An 18,488-nucleotide genomic window follows, 5' to 3' on the forward strand; every position below is an offset into this window, starting at 1 on the left:
CTTCGGTGATTTCCATCGTCGAAGTATACGGTCAAGCATCTATAGTGTTAACACGACCTAGCTACTCCAGAAAAATCTTGTGTTTACATCGAGCTCATTTTGAAGCGAATTGTCATTCCGGCGAAGGCCGGAATCCAGTGAAATACGATGTGCGAAGCACTCAGCATAATAAGCAATGTGTGCTGCGCACGACGTATTTAGACTGGATGATTCGCTTCGCTCACCCCTTCGGGGCCATCCTTCGGATGTTCTGCGCGCTTCGCGCTACATCCGGCCTTCGCCGGAATGACGAGCAAAACGTTGGGATACCTCATTGTCGGACTGCCTGTAGGCCATCGCTGACTTTCCTCCCGCTCGCCATGACGTTATAAGCCATAGCATCATCTCGATATCGCTACGCGCTTGCCATGGACGAATCAAACACGTTGCACCGGAAACTGCTGCTGGTTCTATTGATCGCGTGGTTGGGTGGTGGTCTCGCCGCCTGCTCCAAGAAAAAAGACCTGAGCCCTCCTCCGCTGAATCTCCATCCAACGGAAGCGGTGCATATCCATGTGACTTTCGATAACCCGGACGATGCCAAGCTGTATCGGCTGTCGATGGATGGGCTGTATCAGAACCAGCAGGAAGAATGCGGTTATATCGGCTCATGGTGGGCGGGGAATTTTGTTTATCCCAGCGGGCAATTCGATATTCCCAATGAAAGCACTGATCCACGGTATGGGGAATTCACCATCTATCTGGATCGCTACAACCGCGAGACCTGTAACTGGGAGTTTGTTTCGTTTGGTTTCAAGGTCACCAATGTAAGCAATCGGTGGCATGCGTACACGGCGTTTGGACCGAAGTGGATCATCCCAGGCAATGAATTCAAGACGTGGTGCGAATTCGTCGATGCTGATCCCAACATGTGCTCGGACGAACTGAGGCCTGCTTGGCCGCAGCTCGTCCATCGGGTACCCCTTACGTTTCGCGTATCGCAGGACTCTGCGTCCTTGCACTCTCGGCCACCAGGGTTTTTCGATCATTTCCTGGAACCCACGCAACCCGCGAAGGCGTCCAGCACAGATGCATTCCAAGCGCCTCGCTGAGCAAAGACCGCTAATACTAAGTCAAGGAGACAGCTGTGCCACTACCATCTGAACAGTATGCTTTTCTTTCAAGCAAGATCTACGATCCGCTCGCCATCGATAGCCACATTTTCAGTGATACACGTGAGTACGTGGTCGTTCACGTTTCACCGGATACCGGCAGCGGCTATCGTGGCGCCGTGGTGGAGGATCGCGCCACGAGGCAATTAATCGTTACCAACAAGGGTACCGATGTGCTCGATATCCGCGATATCCAAACCGATCTCGGCATGGGCATGATGGGTGCCCCCGCGCAATGGCCCGAAGCCGCTGCCACCCTGCGCTGGGCCATGAATTACGCGCACGAGCGCGGCATTCCCCTATCCAATATCAGCGTCACTGGCCACTCGCTGGGCGGCTCATTGGCCCAGCTGCAAGCCACGGCGGTGGATGTGCACGCTGAAACCTTCAACGCCTACGGCGCGGCCAGCATGGCCAAGCGGTTGGGGCTGGATGTGGACGCCGCACACGAACGGGTGATAAACCATCGCATGTATCACGACCCGGTATCGGCCATCGCCACGCCGATCGGCCATACCGTGGAATATATGGATTACGCCGACTATCAGCGTCATCAACACCGAGTCCCTTCACCGCTGGGTGAACTGGGTGCCCTCGCCACCGCGCACGGCATCGCCAATTTTTGGGACAAGGCACATAACCATCCGGCTACCGTGTTCGCGCATAACTATATGCAGGACCATCAGCATGAGCAGCACCGCGCGTTGGAGCAGCTGCCGTCCGGCATGCCGCCCGATATGACGTTGGACCGAGCGCTGCAACAAGCTTCATTGAACCCGTATCAACCCAAGCCATTGGCCGCTGATGCCAGTGTGGATGACATCTACGAGCACCTCTGCCATGCCATGCAGGGGGACGACCAGCAATTCCTGCAGGCTTTGACGCAAGTGGGGCAAACCGATTTCGCGCAAGAATTTCATGCGCAAGTCGCGGAGCAGGTGGCCATGGAAGATCGACTGATGGCTATGCAGGCGCAGCTTGAACAGACCCAACAGCAATTGCAGCAGCAGCTGGCACAGCAGGTACAAACCCAAGCCAAGGTCATGAGCCTGTAACGGCTCTGTAAAGGATAAGGTGACCCCATGGATGACCAAAGAAAAGTCACTCAAATTGCGAGCCTGTTGGAGCGCATGTTGCGGCTCAATGAGGAGCTTGCCCAAAGCAATCGGCACGCAGCCGAGTCGTTGGAGCGCACAGCGAGCGCGGCACCCAGGACCCTGCAAAACGCAGCGCAACAGACCCTGGGGCATTTGACGAATGACATCGCCAAGGCAGTGCATAACGGATTGAATCAGCCACTGGGGGACTTCAATCGGCATGTCGCCGAAAGCGTCAACCGTGTCAACGGCATCACGGATTCAATGACACACTCGCGGGATGCGTTTGCGGCGGTCGTAAGCAAACTGCGGTGGCTGGTGATAAGCGTGATCGTGGCCATGGCGCTCGTCGTCGCGGCCGGTAGCGGCTTGCTTTGGCACTATCACAACGTGATCGCCGATAACCAGAGAGAGGCAGAATTTGTGCAGGGCATTAATCGGGCGGATGTCCGCATGTGCGATGGCCGTCTCTGCGCACGCGTCGAACAAGCCGACAAGCGTTATGGTGATTACGTGCTGGTCAAACCCCGGCCGGAGTAAATCGGCCAGCGTCGCCGTTTTTCATAGCTTAGGCTTTGAGCTCTTTGTTGACGACGATATCCACGCCTGCTTCGTTCCGTATCAGGCGGGAAGGGCGCGCATTGTAGTGCGCTCGGCTGGTATCGGAATAGCGCCGCCGGATTTGTTTTCGGGCCGTTGCGCGTTAGTGCACACGAGTACGCGGGAATGTGCTTTCGGCTAAATCGGTGACTTTACGCATTGCAGCATAAGTTTGTCTAAACTAGAGCGGTCCTGGAAAAAATTTATTTAAAATTAGTAAGTTAAACGGAAAACGCACGCAACACGCCACATGGTGCATTGCAAGTTGACACCGGTGACAATGAAATCGCAAGCTGATGCCGTTCCCGGTGCGGGGAGGCACAGTGAACGCAGTCATCGACCCTTTGGACCGTCCAGTCAGTGTTCCGGCGACGCCGTTTTTGGCGGCGGACGTCGGCGGGACCTATGCGCGCGTCGCCCTGATGCAGAGCTCGCAAGACGCGGCGCGCGAGGTCGAGGTGTTGGCGTATCGCAAGTTTGCGTGCGCGGATTTTCCCGGGCTGACGGAACTGCTGCAGGCGTTCGTCCAGGGCGATACGCACACACCGGTTCGGCATTGCGTGATCGCCTGTGCCGGCCAGGTCATCGGCAACGACGTGCTGACCGACAACACCGCGTGGCCCATCCATTTGTCGCAGCTGCGCCAGGCCTTGGCCCTGGACGACATCGCCGTGCTCAACGATTTCGAAGCACTGGGCTACGCCATCGACCAGGACGCCGGCAGTGGTGCCCGCCTGCTGTGCGGGCCGGACACGCACATCGACGGACCGACATTGGTGATTGGACCGGGTACCGGTCTTGGTGCAGCAGTGCGCCTGCCTGGTCCTGACGGCGGCCATGTGTTGACGACGGAAGCGGGCCAGATGGATTTCGCGCCGAATTCGATTCGCGAGCGCGAAGTGCTCGTGCAGCTGGCGCCGGATGGTGGCTACGTGGCGTACGAACGCATCGTGTCGGGTCCCGGTTTGCTGACTTTGTACGCGGCGCTGTGCAGCTTGCGCGGCGAAACACCCAAGCTTTCCACGCCCGAGGCGATCACTGCGGCGGCGGCCACACGCCACGATGCAGAGGCGGTGGAAGCGGTGCAGATCTTTTGCGCATCGCTGGGAAGTTTTGCCGGCAGCCTTGCCATGACCTTCATGAGCCGGGGTGGCGTGTATCTCGCGGGTGGCTTTTTGTATTCGCTATTCGCCTTGCTCGAGCGCAGCACGTTCGAAGAACGATTCCTGCACGGGCGCAGCGCGCGCGCGTTTCTGTCGCGAGTGCCGGTATGGGTGACGGAGCACGGTCGCAAAGGCGTGCTTGGAGCAGCGAAGTGGTATCTGCGGCGCGGCCTGCGTGGGGACGCGGGGCCGGGTCATTTTTCGATGGGAGGGGAGGGGTGATGAATGACGTAACAGATCAAGGTGAGTCGTCATTCCGGCGAAGGCCGGAATCCAGTTGAAATACGTCGTGCGAAGCACGCAAACCCTTATGCAGGGTGCTGCGCACGTCATGTTTGACTGGATTCCGGCCTTCGCCGGAATGACGACATAGATCAAGCGCTCGACGAATAAAGCAATACACGCGCAACACGCATTTCACCGGGGAAAGCACGAAGAGGGAGCGGTCGTGGCACGCCATGCCATGGCCGAAGCGGTCACAACGATACGCCACGCAACCGACCACACCTGGGTGCACGCGTTGAAGACAACCAAGAGGTAAGGCTCATGTACACGTTACATCGCAGGCACCCCTTGTCATTTGCCATATCGTCATGGCTCGCCCTGGTGGCGACATCCGCCATGGCATCGCAGCCGACGGGTGCTCAGCCGGATACCCAGGCGGCACAAGCCAACGTGTCCCAGAACACCAAGGCGACGTCATCGCCCGATGCGAAGAAGGCCAAATCCGCCACCAGCACGACGGGGAAAGACACCGAGGCCGACAAGAACGCGACTACGCTGGCTGCCGTCAACGTCGTCGGCGTGCGTGCCTCGCAGATGCGCGCGATCGAATTGAAGCGCGACGCGCCGAATATCCAGGACAGCATCACCGCCGAAAGCATCGGCCAGTTGCCCGACGTCACCATCACCGACGCGCTGCAACGCGTCACCGGCGTGCAGATCAACCGCGATGCCGGCGTAGGTACCACGGTGGACGTGCGCGGCCTGCCGGAAGTCGGCACCATGTTGAACGGCGAAGCCTTCATCACTGCCGACCAGATCGATTCGCAACAACCCGACTTCACCATGCTGCCCGCCACGCTGTTCCATAGCGTGGATGTGATCAAGTCGCCCACGGCCAGCACCACCGACGCCGGCATCAGCGGCTCGCTCGACCTGCATACGTATCGGCCGTGGGATCTGCCGAGCGGGTTTACCTACAGCTATTCCGCCGACGGGGAACGCGGCCGCACCAGCGCAAAAACAGGCCCGGAGGCAAACGGCCTCATCTCGTACAACGATCATGGCCGCTGGGGCTTGCTGATTTCCGCCGATTATTCCGATACCACGCGAACGAACTCCAACGAAGGCCTCGATCAATACGGCGTGGTGTTGAACGGCGAAAACGCGGCGAGTGCCGGTGGCTACAACGGCTTCCTGACGCCATGGAACGGCGCGCCGATTCCTTCCAGGATCGTGCAGAACCCCGACGGCAGCGTCGACGTGAATGGCGATGGCAAATCCAACGGCGTGTTCATGGGCAGCCAGGACATCAGCCTGTACGACATCACCACCGAACGTAAGCGCAAATCCGGCAGTGCGTCGTTCCAGATGGACCTGGGCCACGGGCTCACCTTCACCAGCGATTATTTCTACGCGCACCAGGCCGAATTCGATCGCAGCTTCGGCATCCAGTTCAATTCCACCAACTGGCAGGGCGCGACGTACGTGCCGCTGCAGTCGCGCAACACCGGCAGCCCCGTCGCCGGTTCGTACGGCACGCCGGAACCCGGCTGGACCGGTTCGCAGTTGTATACCACGCAGGTATATGAAAAGTGGCCGGGCGACGTGGAGTCGTTCTCGCAGGTCACGCGCAAGGAATCCTATGCGCAGAACTTCAACATGCAACTGGATTTCGACAATGGCGGACCGTTCACGGCAAGCCTGCGCGGCATTCGCGATACGGCGCGCCAATCGCTGGTGGAGACCGACGTCAATATTTCCGATTCCGATGGCGGCTTGTGGCCGAACGTGTTGATGGATGGCGTACCGGATGATGCCGTGCCGTATGGCACCTTCATCTATCCCAGCCAGCTCGGTGGCAATCGCGTGTTCAATGCCAACGGCACGCCGCAGAACACGGTGCCGATCATCGCCAATTTCACCGGCCGCAATCTCACCGTCAACATGCCTGGATCGCTCGCCAGCCAGTTTGCCAATCCATACGGCTGGACGATGAAAACGCTGGAATCCTCCGGTGATTATGACCGTTCTGTCGGGCTCAACGTGCTGCGCCTGGACGGCCATTACGATTTCGGCGATGGCATCAAGCTCGACTTTGGCGTGCGCAACAGCATCCGCAGCGCCAACAACGATGGTTTCACCCTGGAGACGCCGGTGTACGGCGGCATCGGCGCCAGCGATCCGGGCGGATGCCTGGTGCGTTACGTGGGTGCCGACGTGGTGCTCAATAGCGGCTCGTGCACGGCCGGCAATGCGCTGGGTTACTTCCGCGCAGGTCCCTTGTCGGCGCTGCAATTGCCGAACACGCCGGCGCCGCTGGCCAACAACTGGAAGGAATACGCCAACCTGCTCGGATCGGGCATCACCTTCTGGGCCATCGATCCGCATGCGATGGACGATCCAGAAAGCTACTGGAAATCGCTTTACCCCAATACCACGCGCGTGGGTGAGCCAGGTACCACCTGGGCCGTGGGCCTGAAGGAGACGACGGGCTACGTGCAGGGCGATTTCGACGGCATGATCGGAAGCATGCCGTACAGCGCCAACGTGGGCGTACGCGTGATCAGCACCAATCTGGATGTGACGCAACACTTGACCGGTGCGCCAGGTGCGTACGGCGACGAGCCCGTGGACGCCGGCTCGCAAGTCACCCGGCACGACTACCGTGACATCCTGCCGGCACTTAATTTTGCGCTGGACCTCGCCGAGGACCTGAAGCTTCGCCTTGCGTATTCGAAGAACATGATGCCGCTCAATCTCAGCCAGTGGGGCGGTGGCCTGGAGTTGAACTATTCGCTGGTGGAAACGCCGCAAGGCCCGCTGTTCCGCGTCTCGACGGGTACCTCTACCGGCAACCCGGACCTCAAGCCATGGCGTTCCACCAACTTCGGCGCCTCGCTTGAGTACTACATGAATCCCACCAGCATGATCAGCCTGGCGCTGTTCCGCATCAACGTGGCCAGCTTCATCAAGACCGGCAGCGTCATCAATTGCACCTTGCCGGACGAGGATGGCGTGGTGCGCGACCACTGCATCACGATCACCGAGCCGGTGCAGGGCACGGGCAACAGCATCCAGGGCGCGGAGTTCGATTACCGCCAGGGCTTCACCTTCCTGCCGGGCTTTTTGTCGAAGACCGGTATCGAGCTCAACGCCACGTATGCGCCAAGCAATACGGGCGAAAGGGATTTGTCCGGCAGCAAGATTCCGTTCCAGGACAACTCGACCCAGTCCGGCAACCTCATCCTGTGGTATCAGAATGACCGCTTCCAGGCGCGCCTTGCATACAACTACCGTTCGCGGCGCGCGGTGGCGGAAGACGTCGGCGGCATCACCGGCATGGAGATGTATGAGGCGCCGCAGAAGTACCTGGATGCGTCGGTGTCGTACAAGATCAACAAATACGCCGAGGTGTTTGTGGATGGCACCAACCTGACCAATGAATATCAGCATTACTACCTGGTGTGGCCGGATCAGCCGGCGCATTCGAACTTCTCGGAGCGGATGTTCATGGTGGGCGTAAGAGGGCAGTGGTGAAGCTTGCTCCCCTCTCCCTTTGGGAGAGGGGCCGGGGGTGAGGGCACGTGCGAAGCGGTGCGCGCTGATCATGCCCTCGCCCCAAACCCCTCTCCCCAAAGGAGAGGGGCTTACATCAACAACAAAGGCTGACATGCTCGATCCCTCATCCACGCGCGCCACCCGCGCCGATCATTTCCACCGTTCCATCGGCCTGTTCTCCGGCACGGCGATCAACATGACGCAGATGTGCGGCATCGGGCCGTTCATCACCATCCCGATCATGGTCGCCACCATGGGCGGGCCGCAGGCGGTGATCGGCTGGATCGCCGGCGCCATCCTGGCGGTGGCCGACGGCATGGTCTGGGCCGAACTCGGCGCCGCCATGCCGGGTTCCGGCGGCACGTACGTCTATCTTCGCGAAGCCTTCCAATACCGCACCGGCAAGCTGATGCCGTTCCTGTTTATCTGGACGGTACTGCTGACGATTCCGCTGCTGATGTCGACCGGCATCATCGGCATGGTCGAGTATCTGGAATTCTTCTTTCCGCATTTGGGCTGGTGGCCGGTGCACCTTGTCAGCCTGGCATCGACCGGCCTGGTCACCTTGCTGCTGTACCGGCGCATCGAATCGATCCGTGCGATCACCATCGCGCTCTGGGTGATCATGCTGTTGTCGGTCATCGGCGTATCCGCGGCGGGTTTCTCGAATTTCCATCCGGCCTACGCTTTCACCTATCCGGCCGATATGTTCGGCAGCCATTTCTTCGTGGGCCTTGGGGCAGGGCTGATCATCGGCATCTACGATTACCTCGGCTATTTCACCACCGCCTACATGGGCGACGAACTGCGCCATCCGGGTCGCACCATGCCCGGCTCGATCATCGTGTCGGTGATCGCGATGATGTTCGTGTACCTCATCCTCAATATCAGCGTGCTCGGCGTGGCGCCGTGGCAGGAAATCGCGCATTCCCAATCGGTGGCATCGCTGGTGGTGGAGCGCAGTTGGGGGCACGCGGCGGCGTCGATCATGACCATCCTCATCATCGTGACCGCATTCGCTTCCGTTTTCGCCGGCCTGCTGGGCGGTTCGCGCGTGCCGTTCCAGGCGGCGCACGAAAAGGTATTCCTGCCCATGTTCGGCAAGCTGCATGCGAAGCATGGTTTTCCGCATGTCGCGCTGCTCACCATGGGTGTGGTGACGGCCATCGGCACGTTCCTCGATTTGACCGAAGTGATCAACATGCTGCTGGCGGCGACCATCATCGTGCAGTCCATTGCGCAGATCGCAGCATTGGTGGTGCTGCGCAAGCGCCAGCCTGATCTCCATCGGCCGTATAAGCAGTGGTTGTATCCGGTGCCGTGCCTGATTGCGTCGCTGGGCTGGATTTATGTGTACGTATCGGCGTCCACGTTGTCGTTGATCCTGTCCGGCGCGTGGATCGTTGTCGGCTTGGTGGTGTTTGCGATCTGGGCGAGGGTCAACCGTTCTTGGCCGTTTGCGCCGGTGGAAATTCGTGAGGCTTATCTTGGGGATGATTGACATCATGCGATGCCTGGCCATGCTTGAATCCTATTTCCTGAAGCGAAACGTTTTTTCGCCTGCAGTGCGAGGGGAATTCGATGTTCCCAATGATTTCGTTCCGACGCGATTCGTCATTCCGGCCTTCGCCGGAATGACGGTACGCTCTGAACGAGGCCCAAGCGGACACCATTCGCTCAAGCGGGTGTTCTTGACGACAATGATGCTGATGACATCCACAGGCATGTCATTGGCTCACACGGCACCCACCTACACCCCCACCCAACTACCCAACATCACCGCCTCGACTACGGCCATCGCCCACTGGCAAATCCAATCCACCGACAAGGCCCAGCAAAGCGGTGCCGAGATTTCCGGCAGCGGCTTTTCCACCAAGGACTGGTATTCGGTAAGCAGCCGCGCCACCGTCATGGCGGGGCTGCTGGAAAACGGCGTCTACAAGGACGATGTGTTCTACAGCGACAACCTGCGCGCCGTGCAGGTGCCCGATTCCAGCGGCAGCCTGTTCGTAAACCCCTGGTGGTATCGCACCGCATTCACGCTTGCCGAAGAAGCACGCGGACGACACACGCTACTGCGCACCAACGGCATGATCGCCAGCGCCGACGTATGGGTGAACGGGCACCTGGTCGCCGACCACGCGGATGTTGCCGGTGCGTATCCCGTACACGAGTTCGACATCACCCGGTGGGTGCATGCCGGCAGCAACATCCTCGCGTTGCGCGTGCATCCGGGCGATCCACGCAGAAGCCTCTCGATCGGCTGGGTCGACTGGAACCCGACGCCTCCCGACAACAACATGGGCCCATGGCGCGGTGTGGATATCGTGCAGGCGGGGCCGGTTCAACTGCGCTTTCCGGAAGTAACGTCCGCGCTGTCGCTGCCCGATCTTGCGCACGCCGCACTCACTGCAAAGGTCGAAGTACGCAACCTCGATGCGGTCGCGCACGATGCGACGATCACCGGCGACGTAGCCGGCGTGTCGCTGAGGCAGACAGTCCACCTCGCGCCCGGACAAACGCAAACCGTCACGTTTACGCCAAAGACCGATCCGGGTCTGGATATCAGCCATCCCAACATCTGGTGGCCGAACGGCATGGGTGCGCATCCGTTGTATGCGTTGCAGATGACCGCCACGGTCGACGGCGCAACCTCCGACAAGGCCAGCACCACATTCGGCATACGCAGCGTGAGTTCCAGGCTTACCAAGCAGGGTTATCGCCAGTTCTACGTCAACGGCAAGCCGGTCCTGATTCGCGGCGGCGGCTGGGCGCCGGACATGTTCCTGCGTGACGATCCCAAGCGCATGGAAGCCGAATTCAGCTACGTGCAAAACCTCGGGCTCAACACCATCCGCAGCGAAGGCAAGCTGGAAAACGAGCACTTCTATGAACTTGCCGATCGTGACGGCATCATGATCCTGGCCGGTTGGGAGTGTTGCGACAAATGGGAATCGGCGGCCAAGACCGGCGGCTCGCCGTGGAATGCCGCGGACGAAGCCGTGGCGAAAGACGCGATGGCCAGCGAAGCACGCCTGCTGCGCAATCATCCCTCGGTGATCGGCTTCCTGATCGGCAGCGACAACGCACCGCCGCCGGCCATCGCCAGGATGTACGTCGACACCTTGCGCGCCGCGGATTGGCAAACGCCGATCGTGGCCGCCGCGGCGGAGCAAGGCACGGCCGAAACCGGACCCTCCGGCATGAAAATGGCCGGTCCTTACGCATGGATTCCGCCGGTGTATTGGTACGCCGACAAGCTGGGCGGCGCATTCGGGTTCGATTCGGAAGTAAGCGCGGGCGCGGACATTCCGCGGCTGGAAGACATCACGCGCATGCTTTCGCCGCAGGAGCAGGCGGCGTTGTGGAAGTACCCGCTTGTGCGCCAGTACCACGCTTCCGCGGATTGGTCCCCCTTCGCGCGGATCGACGATTTCGACACCGCGCTGGCCAAACGCTATGGCGCACCCAAGGATCTGGCGGATTATGTCGCCAAGGCGCAGCTCGACAACTACGACAACACCCGCGCGCAGTTCGAAGCGTTCAATGCGCACATGGACGCCGCCAAGCCGTCGACCGGCGTGATCTACTGGATGCTCAACAACGCCTGGCCGTCGCTGCACTGGCATCTGTACGACTACTTCATGAATCCGGCTGGTGCCTACTTCGGCGCGAAGAAAGCCAACGAGCCGGTGCATATCCAGTATTCGTATGACGCGCATGCGATCGTGCTGGTCAACCAAACGCTCACCCGCGAGCATGGCTTGCAGGCAAGCATCCGCGTACGCAACCTGGACGGCAGCGTGATCTACCAGCAACACGTCAAGGATATCGATCTCGATGGCAACCGCACGCGGCAACTGCTGACGCTGCCGGCGCTCGCCGGTTTGTCGCGCACCTATTTCATAGAACTCGAGCTGGGTGCCGCCGACGGCAAGCCGGTCAGCCGCAACGTGTATTGGCTCTCCACCCAGCCTGACACGCTCGACTGGATCCATTCCAACTGGTACCTCACGCCGCTGACGCAATACGCTGACCTGACCGCGTTGCAGTCCTTGCCGGCCGCCATGAGCGGGGTTCAGGCGACAATGCAGCGGGCAGGGGGCGAGAACGCCATCGCCGTGACGCTGACCGTGCCGGCATCGTCCAAGGCCGTGGCGCTGTTCCAGCACGTCTCGATCAAGCGCGCCGACGGCAAGCTCGCGCTGCCGATCGTGTGGAGCGACAATGACGTGACGCTGTGGCCCGGCGAATCGATGACGCTCGTCGCGCGCTACCCGGTAGAAGAGAGCGGGGAGGGGGGGAGTGGGATGCCGGTGGTCGAAGTGAGCGGATGGAACGTTCCAAGCCAGGACATCCCGGTGAAGGCAACGCATTGAATCAGGACGCATTGAACCAGGCCAGACTTGCATGACGCGTGTGACCATGAGCGACGTCGCCCGCATGGTGGGGACGTCGAAAAAAACCATCTCGCGGGTGCTCAACAACGATCCGAACGTGAGCGAATCGCTGCGCCAGCGCGTGCAGTCGGCAGTCGCCGCGCTCAACTACAGGCCGCTGCTCTCGGCGCGCAGCTTGGCGACCAATCGCTCCTTCATGATCGGCTTGCTGTACGACAACCGCTCGCCCAGCTACATCATGGAAGTACAGCTGGGTGTGCTGGAAGCGTGCGAGGCCGAGCATTACAGCATGATGGTGCAGCCATTGGTTTCCGCCGCCGCCGACTTCGTCGAGCGGATCGAAGACATGCTGGTGCGCCATCAGCTGGATGGATTGATCCTTACGCCGCCGCTCACCGATCATCCGCAACTGCTCGACTGCCTGCACGAGCGGGGCGTGCCGTTCGCCTCGATCGCACCGCGCGAACCGGAAGACTGCATCGGCGTGATGCTGCCCGAACGCGAAGCCGCCGCCGCCATGGTCGATCACCTGGTGTCGCTGGGCCATCGGCGTATCGCCCACATCCTCGGCGATCCGGAACACGGCGCCGGCATCTGGCGCCTGGCCGGCTATCGCGATGGTCTTGAACGCGCCGGGCTGAAGGAAGATCCGGCGTACATGGTGCAAGGCCGGTTTTCGTTCGAATCGGGTGTCGAGGCCATGCGGCAGCTGCTGGCATTGCCGCATCGGCCCACCGCTGTTTTCGCCGGCGACGACGACATGGCCGTCGGCGCGATCTGGGCGGCCGCCGAAGCAGGGCTGTCCATTCCGCGCGACATGTCCATCTGCGGCTTCGACGACACGACCATCGCGACCCAGGTGTGGCCCCCGCTCACCACCATCCACCAGCCGGTGCGCGAGATGGGCCGGCGCGCCACGCAGGAGCTGTTGCTGCGGGTGTTGAACAAGGGCGAGCCCAGGATGGTCGAGGTCGGCTACAACATGTGCATTCGTGCTTCTACGGCGCCCCCGTCGCGGTGATCTTGTGTCAGCGTGATTCGTCATTCCGGCGAAGGCCGGAATCCAGTAAAAAATGGTGTGCGCAGCACTCGATATAAGGTTTTGTGTGCTTCGCACGACGTATTTAAACTGGATACCGGCCTTCGCCGGAATGACGAGCGTTAAGCTCCTAAGTTGAGGGCCACCTCAAGCAAGGATCATTCACATCACCGATCCAAAGGACATTGCCCCATGCCAGCCGCACCCGAGATCGCTCAACCAGCCCGCAAGTTCCACTTCATCTCAGGGCTGCCACGCGCGGGCACCACGCTCCTGGCCGCCATCCTCAACCAGAACCCGCGCTTCCGCGCCGGCATGACCAGCCCGCTCGCCGACATCATGGGCGTGGTGATGGCCGAGGCCAGCAGCAAGAACGACTTTTCGTTCGACGTCTCCGACGAGCAACGTGTCGCCATGCTGCGCGGCCTGGTCGAAAATTTCTACGAAGGCTACGGCGATGCCAGCCTCGTGTTCGACACCAGCCGCCTGTGGTGCAGCCGCATGCCATTGCTCGATACGCTGTTTCCGCAGGCCAAGGTCATCGCCTGCGTGCGTCAGCTGTCCTGGGTGCTGGACAGCATGGAACGGCTGGTGCGCAAACAGCCGGTCAGCGTGAGCAAGGTGTTCCGCTTCGACACCAACACTACCGTCTACTCGCGCATCGAGGCGCTGACCGATCCGCGCGGCATGGTGGGCTTTGCCTTCCAGGCCACCAAGGACGCGTTCTATGGCCAATACGCCCCCGGCCATTTGATGCTGCTGACCTACGAAAGCCTGGTGCGCAACCCCGCCGCGGCCATGCGTGCGGTTTACCAATTCATCGGCGAGCCCTGGTTCGAGCACGACTTCGACCACATTGCCTATAACGCCGACGAGTTCGACGCCCGCGTCGGCATGCCGGGCTTGCATACCGTGCGCCCCAAAGTCGAGCCGGTGGAGCGCACTTCGATCCTGCCGCGCGAAATCTTCGGGCGGTTCGTCAACGAGTCGTTCTGGATGGATCCGAAGAACAACATCAGCCAGGTGCCGATCGTGTAGAAAGCCCCGATCGTTTGGGCGACGGCTCACATTCGCCGCCGTGCTCAATACCTCGTCGCCGCGACGAAGGCCGGGACCCAGCGACGTGCAAGAGTTCCAATACGCCGCGCGTAGCACTCGACCAGCAAGCCCTCCACGGAACCAGGGCTGGCCCATCGCGCGTTTCCCGTGTAGAAAAGCACATCGCCTTTCCAGAGCAAACCGGGACTGCATGATTCCAACGAGCCGCAACGTGCGCCATGGACCAATGGCGCGCCATGATTAAACCCACGTTGGGGTCCCACCGCACGGCCATTGCCTCTACCGCTTTGCTCGTCCTGCTCGCGTTGGTTGTTCTGTATGCACCACGCTTCACGTATCCGGCGGCAAAACCCAAGCCGGCCCCGCCGCCGCACACCGTCTTGCCGCTGGTGCAGGTGTGGCTGAGCACGGCCGATCGCCGGCTGAAGCTGCAGCAGCAGCCTGACGTTGCCATGACGCCTCGCGGCAAGTCGTCCGCCGATATCGTCATCGATCCGCAGAAGCGCTTTCAAACCATGGCCGGTTTTGGCGCGGCGATGACGGACTCGTCGGCCTGGCTGATTCAGAACAAGCTGAACTTCCTGCAGCGCCGGGCGTTGCTGCATGAGATCTACGGCGCGCCGCCCGGCAATCTCGGTTTCAACATGATGCGCCTGACCGTGGGCGCATCGGATTTCTCCTTGAAACCGTATACCCTCGATGACGTAGCCTTCGGCCAGGCCGATCCGCAGTTGCAGCACTTCAACGTCACGCCGACGCTGCACGATGTGATACCGACGGTGCGCGAAATCCTTTCCATCAATCCTGGGCTGCAAATCATTGCCTCGCCATGGAGCGCGCCGGCATGGATGAAGACCAGTCAAAACCTGATTGGCGGGGAATTGCTGCCGCAATACGAAAGCGCGTATGCGGATTATCTCGTCAAATATCTCGATGCGTACCTTGGTTACGGCATTCCCATCTTCGCCATCACCTTGCAGAACGAACCGGGGTTCGTGCCGATTACCTATCCGGGCATGGAAGTGCCGGAGGCCACGCGGGCGCGCATCATCGCCCAATATCTCGGCCCCAAGCTGGCGAGTCGCAACCCGAAGACGCAGATCCTGGAATGGGATCACAACTGGAATCAGCCCGAACAGCCATTGGCCATGCTGGCGGACCCCGATGCTTCACGCTATATCGCCGGCGTCGCCTGGCATTGCTACGAAGGCAGCCAATATGCGCAAGGCCGCGTCCATCGTGCGTTTCCGCAAAAGGACACCTATATCACCGAGTGTTCCGGTGGCGACTGGGAATCCGCGCTCAATGGCGAATTGCTCTGGTTTACGCGGGAATTGCTGGTTACCGGGACCCGGCAGTGGGCACGTGGCGTCATCTACTGGAACCTGGCGCTGGACGAACAACACGGTCCGCATTTCGGCGGCTGCGCACTCTGCAAGGGTGTGGTGACGATCGACTCGCGCACCGGTACGGTGAGCCGCAACGATGAATATTATGCATTCGCGCACTTCAGCAAATTCGTCTTGCCCGGCGCCGTTCGGGTGGAGTCCACGATGACCGACGACAAGGGCCTCGCCAACGTGGCCTTCCAGAACGCGTCCGACGGATCGATCGTGCTGGTGATGGTAAACAGCAACGTCAAGGCGTTTCCGGTTTCGGTCGTGCAGGGAGATACCCGTTTCGAATACACGATGCCGCCGGAAAGCGTGGCCACCTTTGTATGGAACACAGGGCAGGCCGAAGCGTGGCGGCAACGCGTGCTCGAGTGGTTGAACAAGATCCGATAGCAATACTTATTCAGTGTTGCCTCAATCAATCACACCACATCACACAGCGGCCTCTCTCCTGGCCGCAGCGTCAACACCCGCACACCTCCACGCGCAACGGCAACCGTGTGCTCGAACTGCGCCGACAGCTTGCCATCGCGGGTATATACCGGCCATTGGCCCGGCTCTGCGCGAATCGCTGCCTTCCCTTGATTGAGCATCGGCTCGATCGTGAACACCATGCCCTCTTCAAGCTCCAGCCCAGTACCTGGCCGGCCGTAGTGCAGAATCTGCGGGTCTTCGTGCATTTCCCGGCCGATTCCGTGCCCGCAATATTCCTTGACGACACTGTAGCCATGGGCGCGCGCGTAATGCGCAATGGCATGGCCAACGTCGCCCAAGCGCGCGCCGGGGCGCACCGCTGCAATGCCCTTCCACATGGCCTTGTAAGTGGCCGCCACCAACCTCCGCGCCGGATACGCGACTTCACCGACTAAGTAGGTGGTGCTGGAATCGGCGATATAACCGTTCTTTTCCAGCGTAATATCCAAGTTGACGATCTGGCCGCTGCGCAGCACCGCGCTTTCCGAAGGCATGCCATGGCAAACCACGTCGTCGACCGAGGCATTCAATACATACGGAAAACCGTATTGTCCCTGGCTGGCAGGTCGCGCTTGAAGATCATCCACGATCATGCGCTCAACGAAGTCGTTGATCTCCATTGTGCTCTTGCCTTCCAGTGGCAGCTGCCCCAGCGCGTGAAACACCTCAGCCAGCAATGAGCCGGCTTGCGCCATCAAGGCAAGCTCGGCGGCACTTTTGATCATGCGCGCCCTGATCGCAATGGCTGTGGCTTCACGCCGGCCGCACGCAATTCCTTGGCGACGACTTCCTGGAAACTGAGCGCCGGGTTCATCTCGCATAGCATGCCGACCTTGATCCAGAAGTTGGCCTGCGCATTGATGGATCGGCTGGTTACCGTGCAGGCGCGCCGCAGTTGATCGTGCAAGTCGTCATCGATATTGATAATACCCATGGAAATGGCTCTATATGAAACATATACGAACCATATGTTATTTATATATTGAAGGCAAGTCCCGGGTTCGAGAGAACACCTATTTTCGAGCATGACCATTGGACTAGGACATTTGTCCGACAATTGGCCATTCTACGGGGTGGCGGTGCGCTGCACCGCTTCTGACAAAGACAAAATAAGGGAAGGGCGGATGACAAACAGCATCAAAGTACGGCGCGTAGGCGCCTGCGCGAGCATGGCCGTGGCCATGGGCTTTGCATCGATGGCCATGGCAGCGCCAGCTCAAACGACGACCTGGGCCGGCAAGGTGGCGCCCTTGGCTACGCCGTGGACGGCCGAGGTATCGCCCAACAACGCGCTGCCGGAGTATCCGCGCCCGCAACTGGCGCGACCGTCGCTGGAACATCCGCAATGGCTGAGCCTCAACGGACTGTGGCAATACGCGCCAAGCGACGGACAGGGCGCGCCGCCGTTCGGCCAGACGCTGAAGGATCAAGTGCTGGTGCCGTATCCGATCGAGTCCGTGCTCTCGGGCGTGCAAAAGCATGCCGATTTCATGTTCTACCGCCGATTGGTGAACGTGCCCGCTGACTTCATCGCGCATGGTCAGCACGTGCGACTGAACTTCGGCGCAGTGGATTGCGATGCCACGGTGTACGTCAATGGCAAACAGGTGGCGCGGCATTCGGGCGGCTATACGTCTTTCAGTGCAGACATCACCCCGGCGCTTCGTCCGCATGGACCGCAGGAGATCATCGTGGCCGTGCATGTGCCGGTGGATGGCGCCAACGTCATGGTCGGCAAGCAGCGGCTGAAACCCGAAGGCATTTTCTACACCGCCGCTTCCGGCATCTGGCAGACGGTATGGCTGGAGCCGGTGCCGGCCACCAGCCTGGCGCAATTGACCTTCACGCCAGTGCGTAGCCTGGACGCCTTCGACGTCACGTCCAAATTGCAAGGCGCCAGCGGGAACGCCACGCTGCACGTCACTGCCTACGCGGACGGCAAAGCCGTGGGCGAGGCGAGCGGACCGGCCGGAAAATCGCTGCATCTGGCCGTCGCGCACCCGCATTTGTGGAGCCCGCAAGATCCCTTCCTGTACACGTTCAAGGCCACACTCACGCAGGGCCATCAACACGACGACGTAACCAGCTACGCCGGCCTGCGCACCATCGCCGTCGAGAAAGTCGGGGGCCGCAACCGCATCGTGCTCAACGGCAAGCCAACCTTCCTGCTCGCAACGCTGGACCAGGGCTACTGGCCCGACGGCATCTACACCGCGCCCACCGACGCGGCGCTCAAGTTCGACATCCAGAAAACCAAGGACCTCGGCTTCAACACCATCCGCAAGCACATCAAGGTGGAACCGGCGCGCTGGTACTACTGGGCCGACC

The 18,488-nt window shown here is 60.6% G+C and carries 13 protein-coding genes; 11 read left to right on the forward strand and 2 right to left on the reverse strand.

The genetic code is table 11. The features are described 5' to 3' along the window. The first annotated feature begins 407 nt into the window (after positions 1-407). From V7M64_RS20440 to V7M64_RS20485, 10 genes are all read left to right on the forward strand, one after another. Positions 408-1,091: a hypothetical protein gene (locus V7M64_RS20440; protein WP_333681791.1), complete on the forward strand. Its 684-nt coding sequence runs from the start codon at positions 408-410 to the stop codon at positions 1,089-1,091. Positions 1,092-1,126: 35 nt separating this feature from the next. Next, a complete protein-coding gene (locus V7M64_RS20445; protein WP_333681793.1) occupies positions 1,127-2,206 on the forward strand; it encodes a hypothetical protein in 1,080 nt (359 codons plus the stop codon). Positions 2,207-2,233: 27 nt separating this feature from the next. Further along, entirely contained in the window at positions 2,234-2,788 is a 555-nt protein-coding gene (locus tag V7M64_RS20450; RefSeq protein ID WP_333681794.1) for a hypothetical protein, read from the forward strand. A gap of 383 nt (positions 2,789-3,171) precedes the next feature. Next, positions 3,172-4,233, forward strand: a complete 1,062-nt coding sequence (locus V7M64_RS20455; protein ID WP_333681796.1) for a glucokinase — start codon at positions 3,172-3,174, stop codon at positions 4,231-4,233. A gap of 351 nt (positions 4,234-4,584) precedes the next feature. Next, positions 4,585-7,773, forward strand: coding sequence for a TonB-dependent receptor (locus V7M64_RS20460; RefSeq protein WP_333681798.1), 3,189 nt, complete (start codon positions 4,585-4,587; stop codon positions 7,771-7,773). A 133-nt stretch (positions 7,774-7,906) separates the two neighbouring features. Beyond that, positions 7,907-9,295, forward strand: a complete 1,389-nt coding sequence (locus V7M64_RS20465; protein ID WP_333681800.1) for an APC family permease — start codon at positions 7,907-7,909, stop codon at positions 9,293-9,295. 223 nt (positions 9,296-9,518) lie between these two features. Next, positions 9,519-12,173, forward strand: a complete 2,655-nt coding sequence (locus tag V7M64_RS20470) for a sugar-binding domain-containing protein (RefSeq protein ID WP_333681801.1) — start codon at positions 9,519-9,521, stop codon at positions 12,171-12,173. A gap of 31 nt (positions 12,174-12,204) precedes the next feature. Then, positions 12,205-13,215, forward strand: a complete 1,011-nt coding sequence (locus tag V7M64_RS20475; RefSeq protein ID WP_333681802.1) for a LacI family DNA-binding transcriptional regulator — start codon at positions 12,205-12,207, stop codon at positions 13,213-13,215. 210 nt (positions 13,216-13,425) lie between these two features. Continuing rightward, positions 13,426-14,271: a sulfotransferase gene (locus tag V7M64_RS20480; RefSeq protein WP_333681804.1), complete on the forward strand. Its 846-nt coding sequence runs from the start codon at positions 13,426-13,428 to the stop codon at positions 14,269-14,271. A 257-nt stretch (positions 14,272-14,528) separates the two neighbouring features. Continuing rightward, positions 14,529-16,079 (forward strand): glycoside hydrolase family 30 beta sandwich domain-containing protein, encoded by a 1,551-nt coding sequence (locus tag V7M64_RS20485; RefSeq protein ID WP_333681806.1) that lies wholly within the window; start codon positions 14,529-14,531, stop codon positions 16,077-16,079. A gap of 29 nt (positions 16,080-16,108) precedes the next feature. Here V7M64_RS20485 and map read toward each other — a convergent pair whose 3' ends face one another. Beyond that, complete coding sequence (gene map, locus V7M64_RS20490) at positions 16,109-16,885, reverse strand: type I methionyl aminopeptidase (RefSeq protein WP_333681807.1); 777 nt, start codon at positions 16,883-16,885, stop codon at positions 16,109-16,111. After that, entirely contained in the window at positions 16,882-17,094 is a 213-nt protein-coding gene (locus V7M64_RS20495; RefSeq protein WP_333681809.1) for a ParD-like family protein, read from the reverse strand. Before V7M64_RS20495 ends, map begins: the two co-directional genes overlap by 4 nt. Positions 17,095-17,284: 190 nt before the next feature. On the opposite strand from V7M64_RS20495, the gene V7M64_RS20500 reads away from it, so the two are divergent. Next, a partial coding sequence (locus V7M64_RS20500) for a sugar-binding domain-containing protein (RefSeq protein ID WP_333681810.1) occupies positions 17,285-18,488 on the forward strand: 1,204 nt, incomplete at its 3' end.

Source organism: Dyella sp. (assembly GCF_036746095.1).
Taxonomy (GTDB): domain Bacteria; phylum Pseudomonadota; class Gammaproteobacteria; order Xanthomonadales; family Rhodanobacteraceae; genus Dyella_B.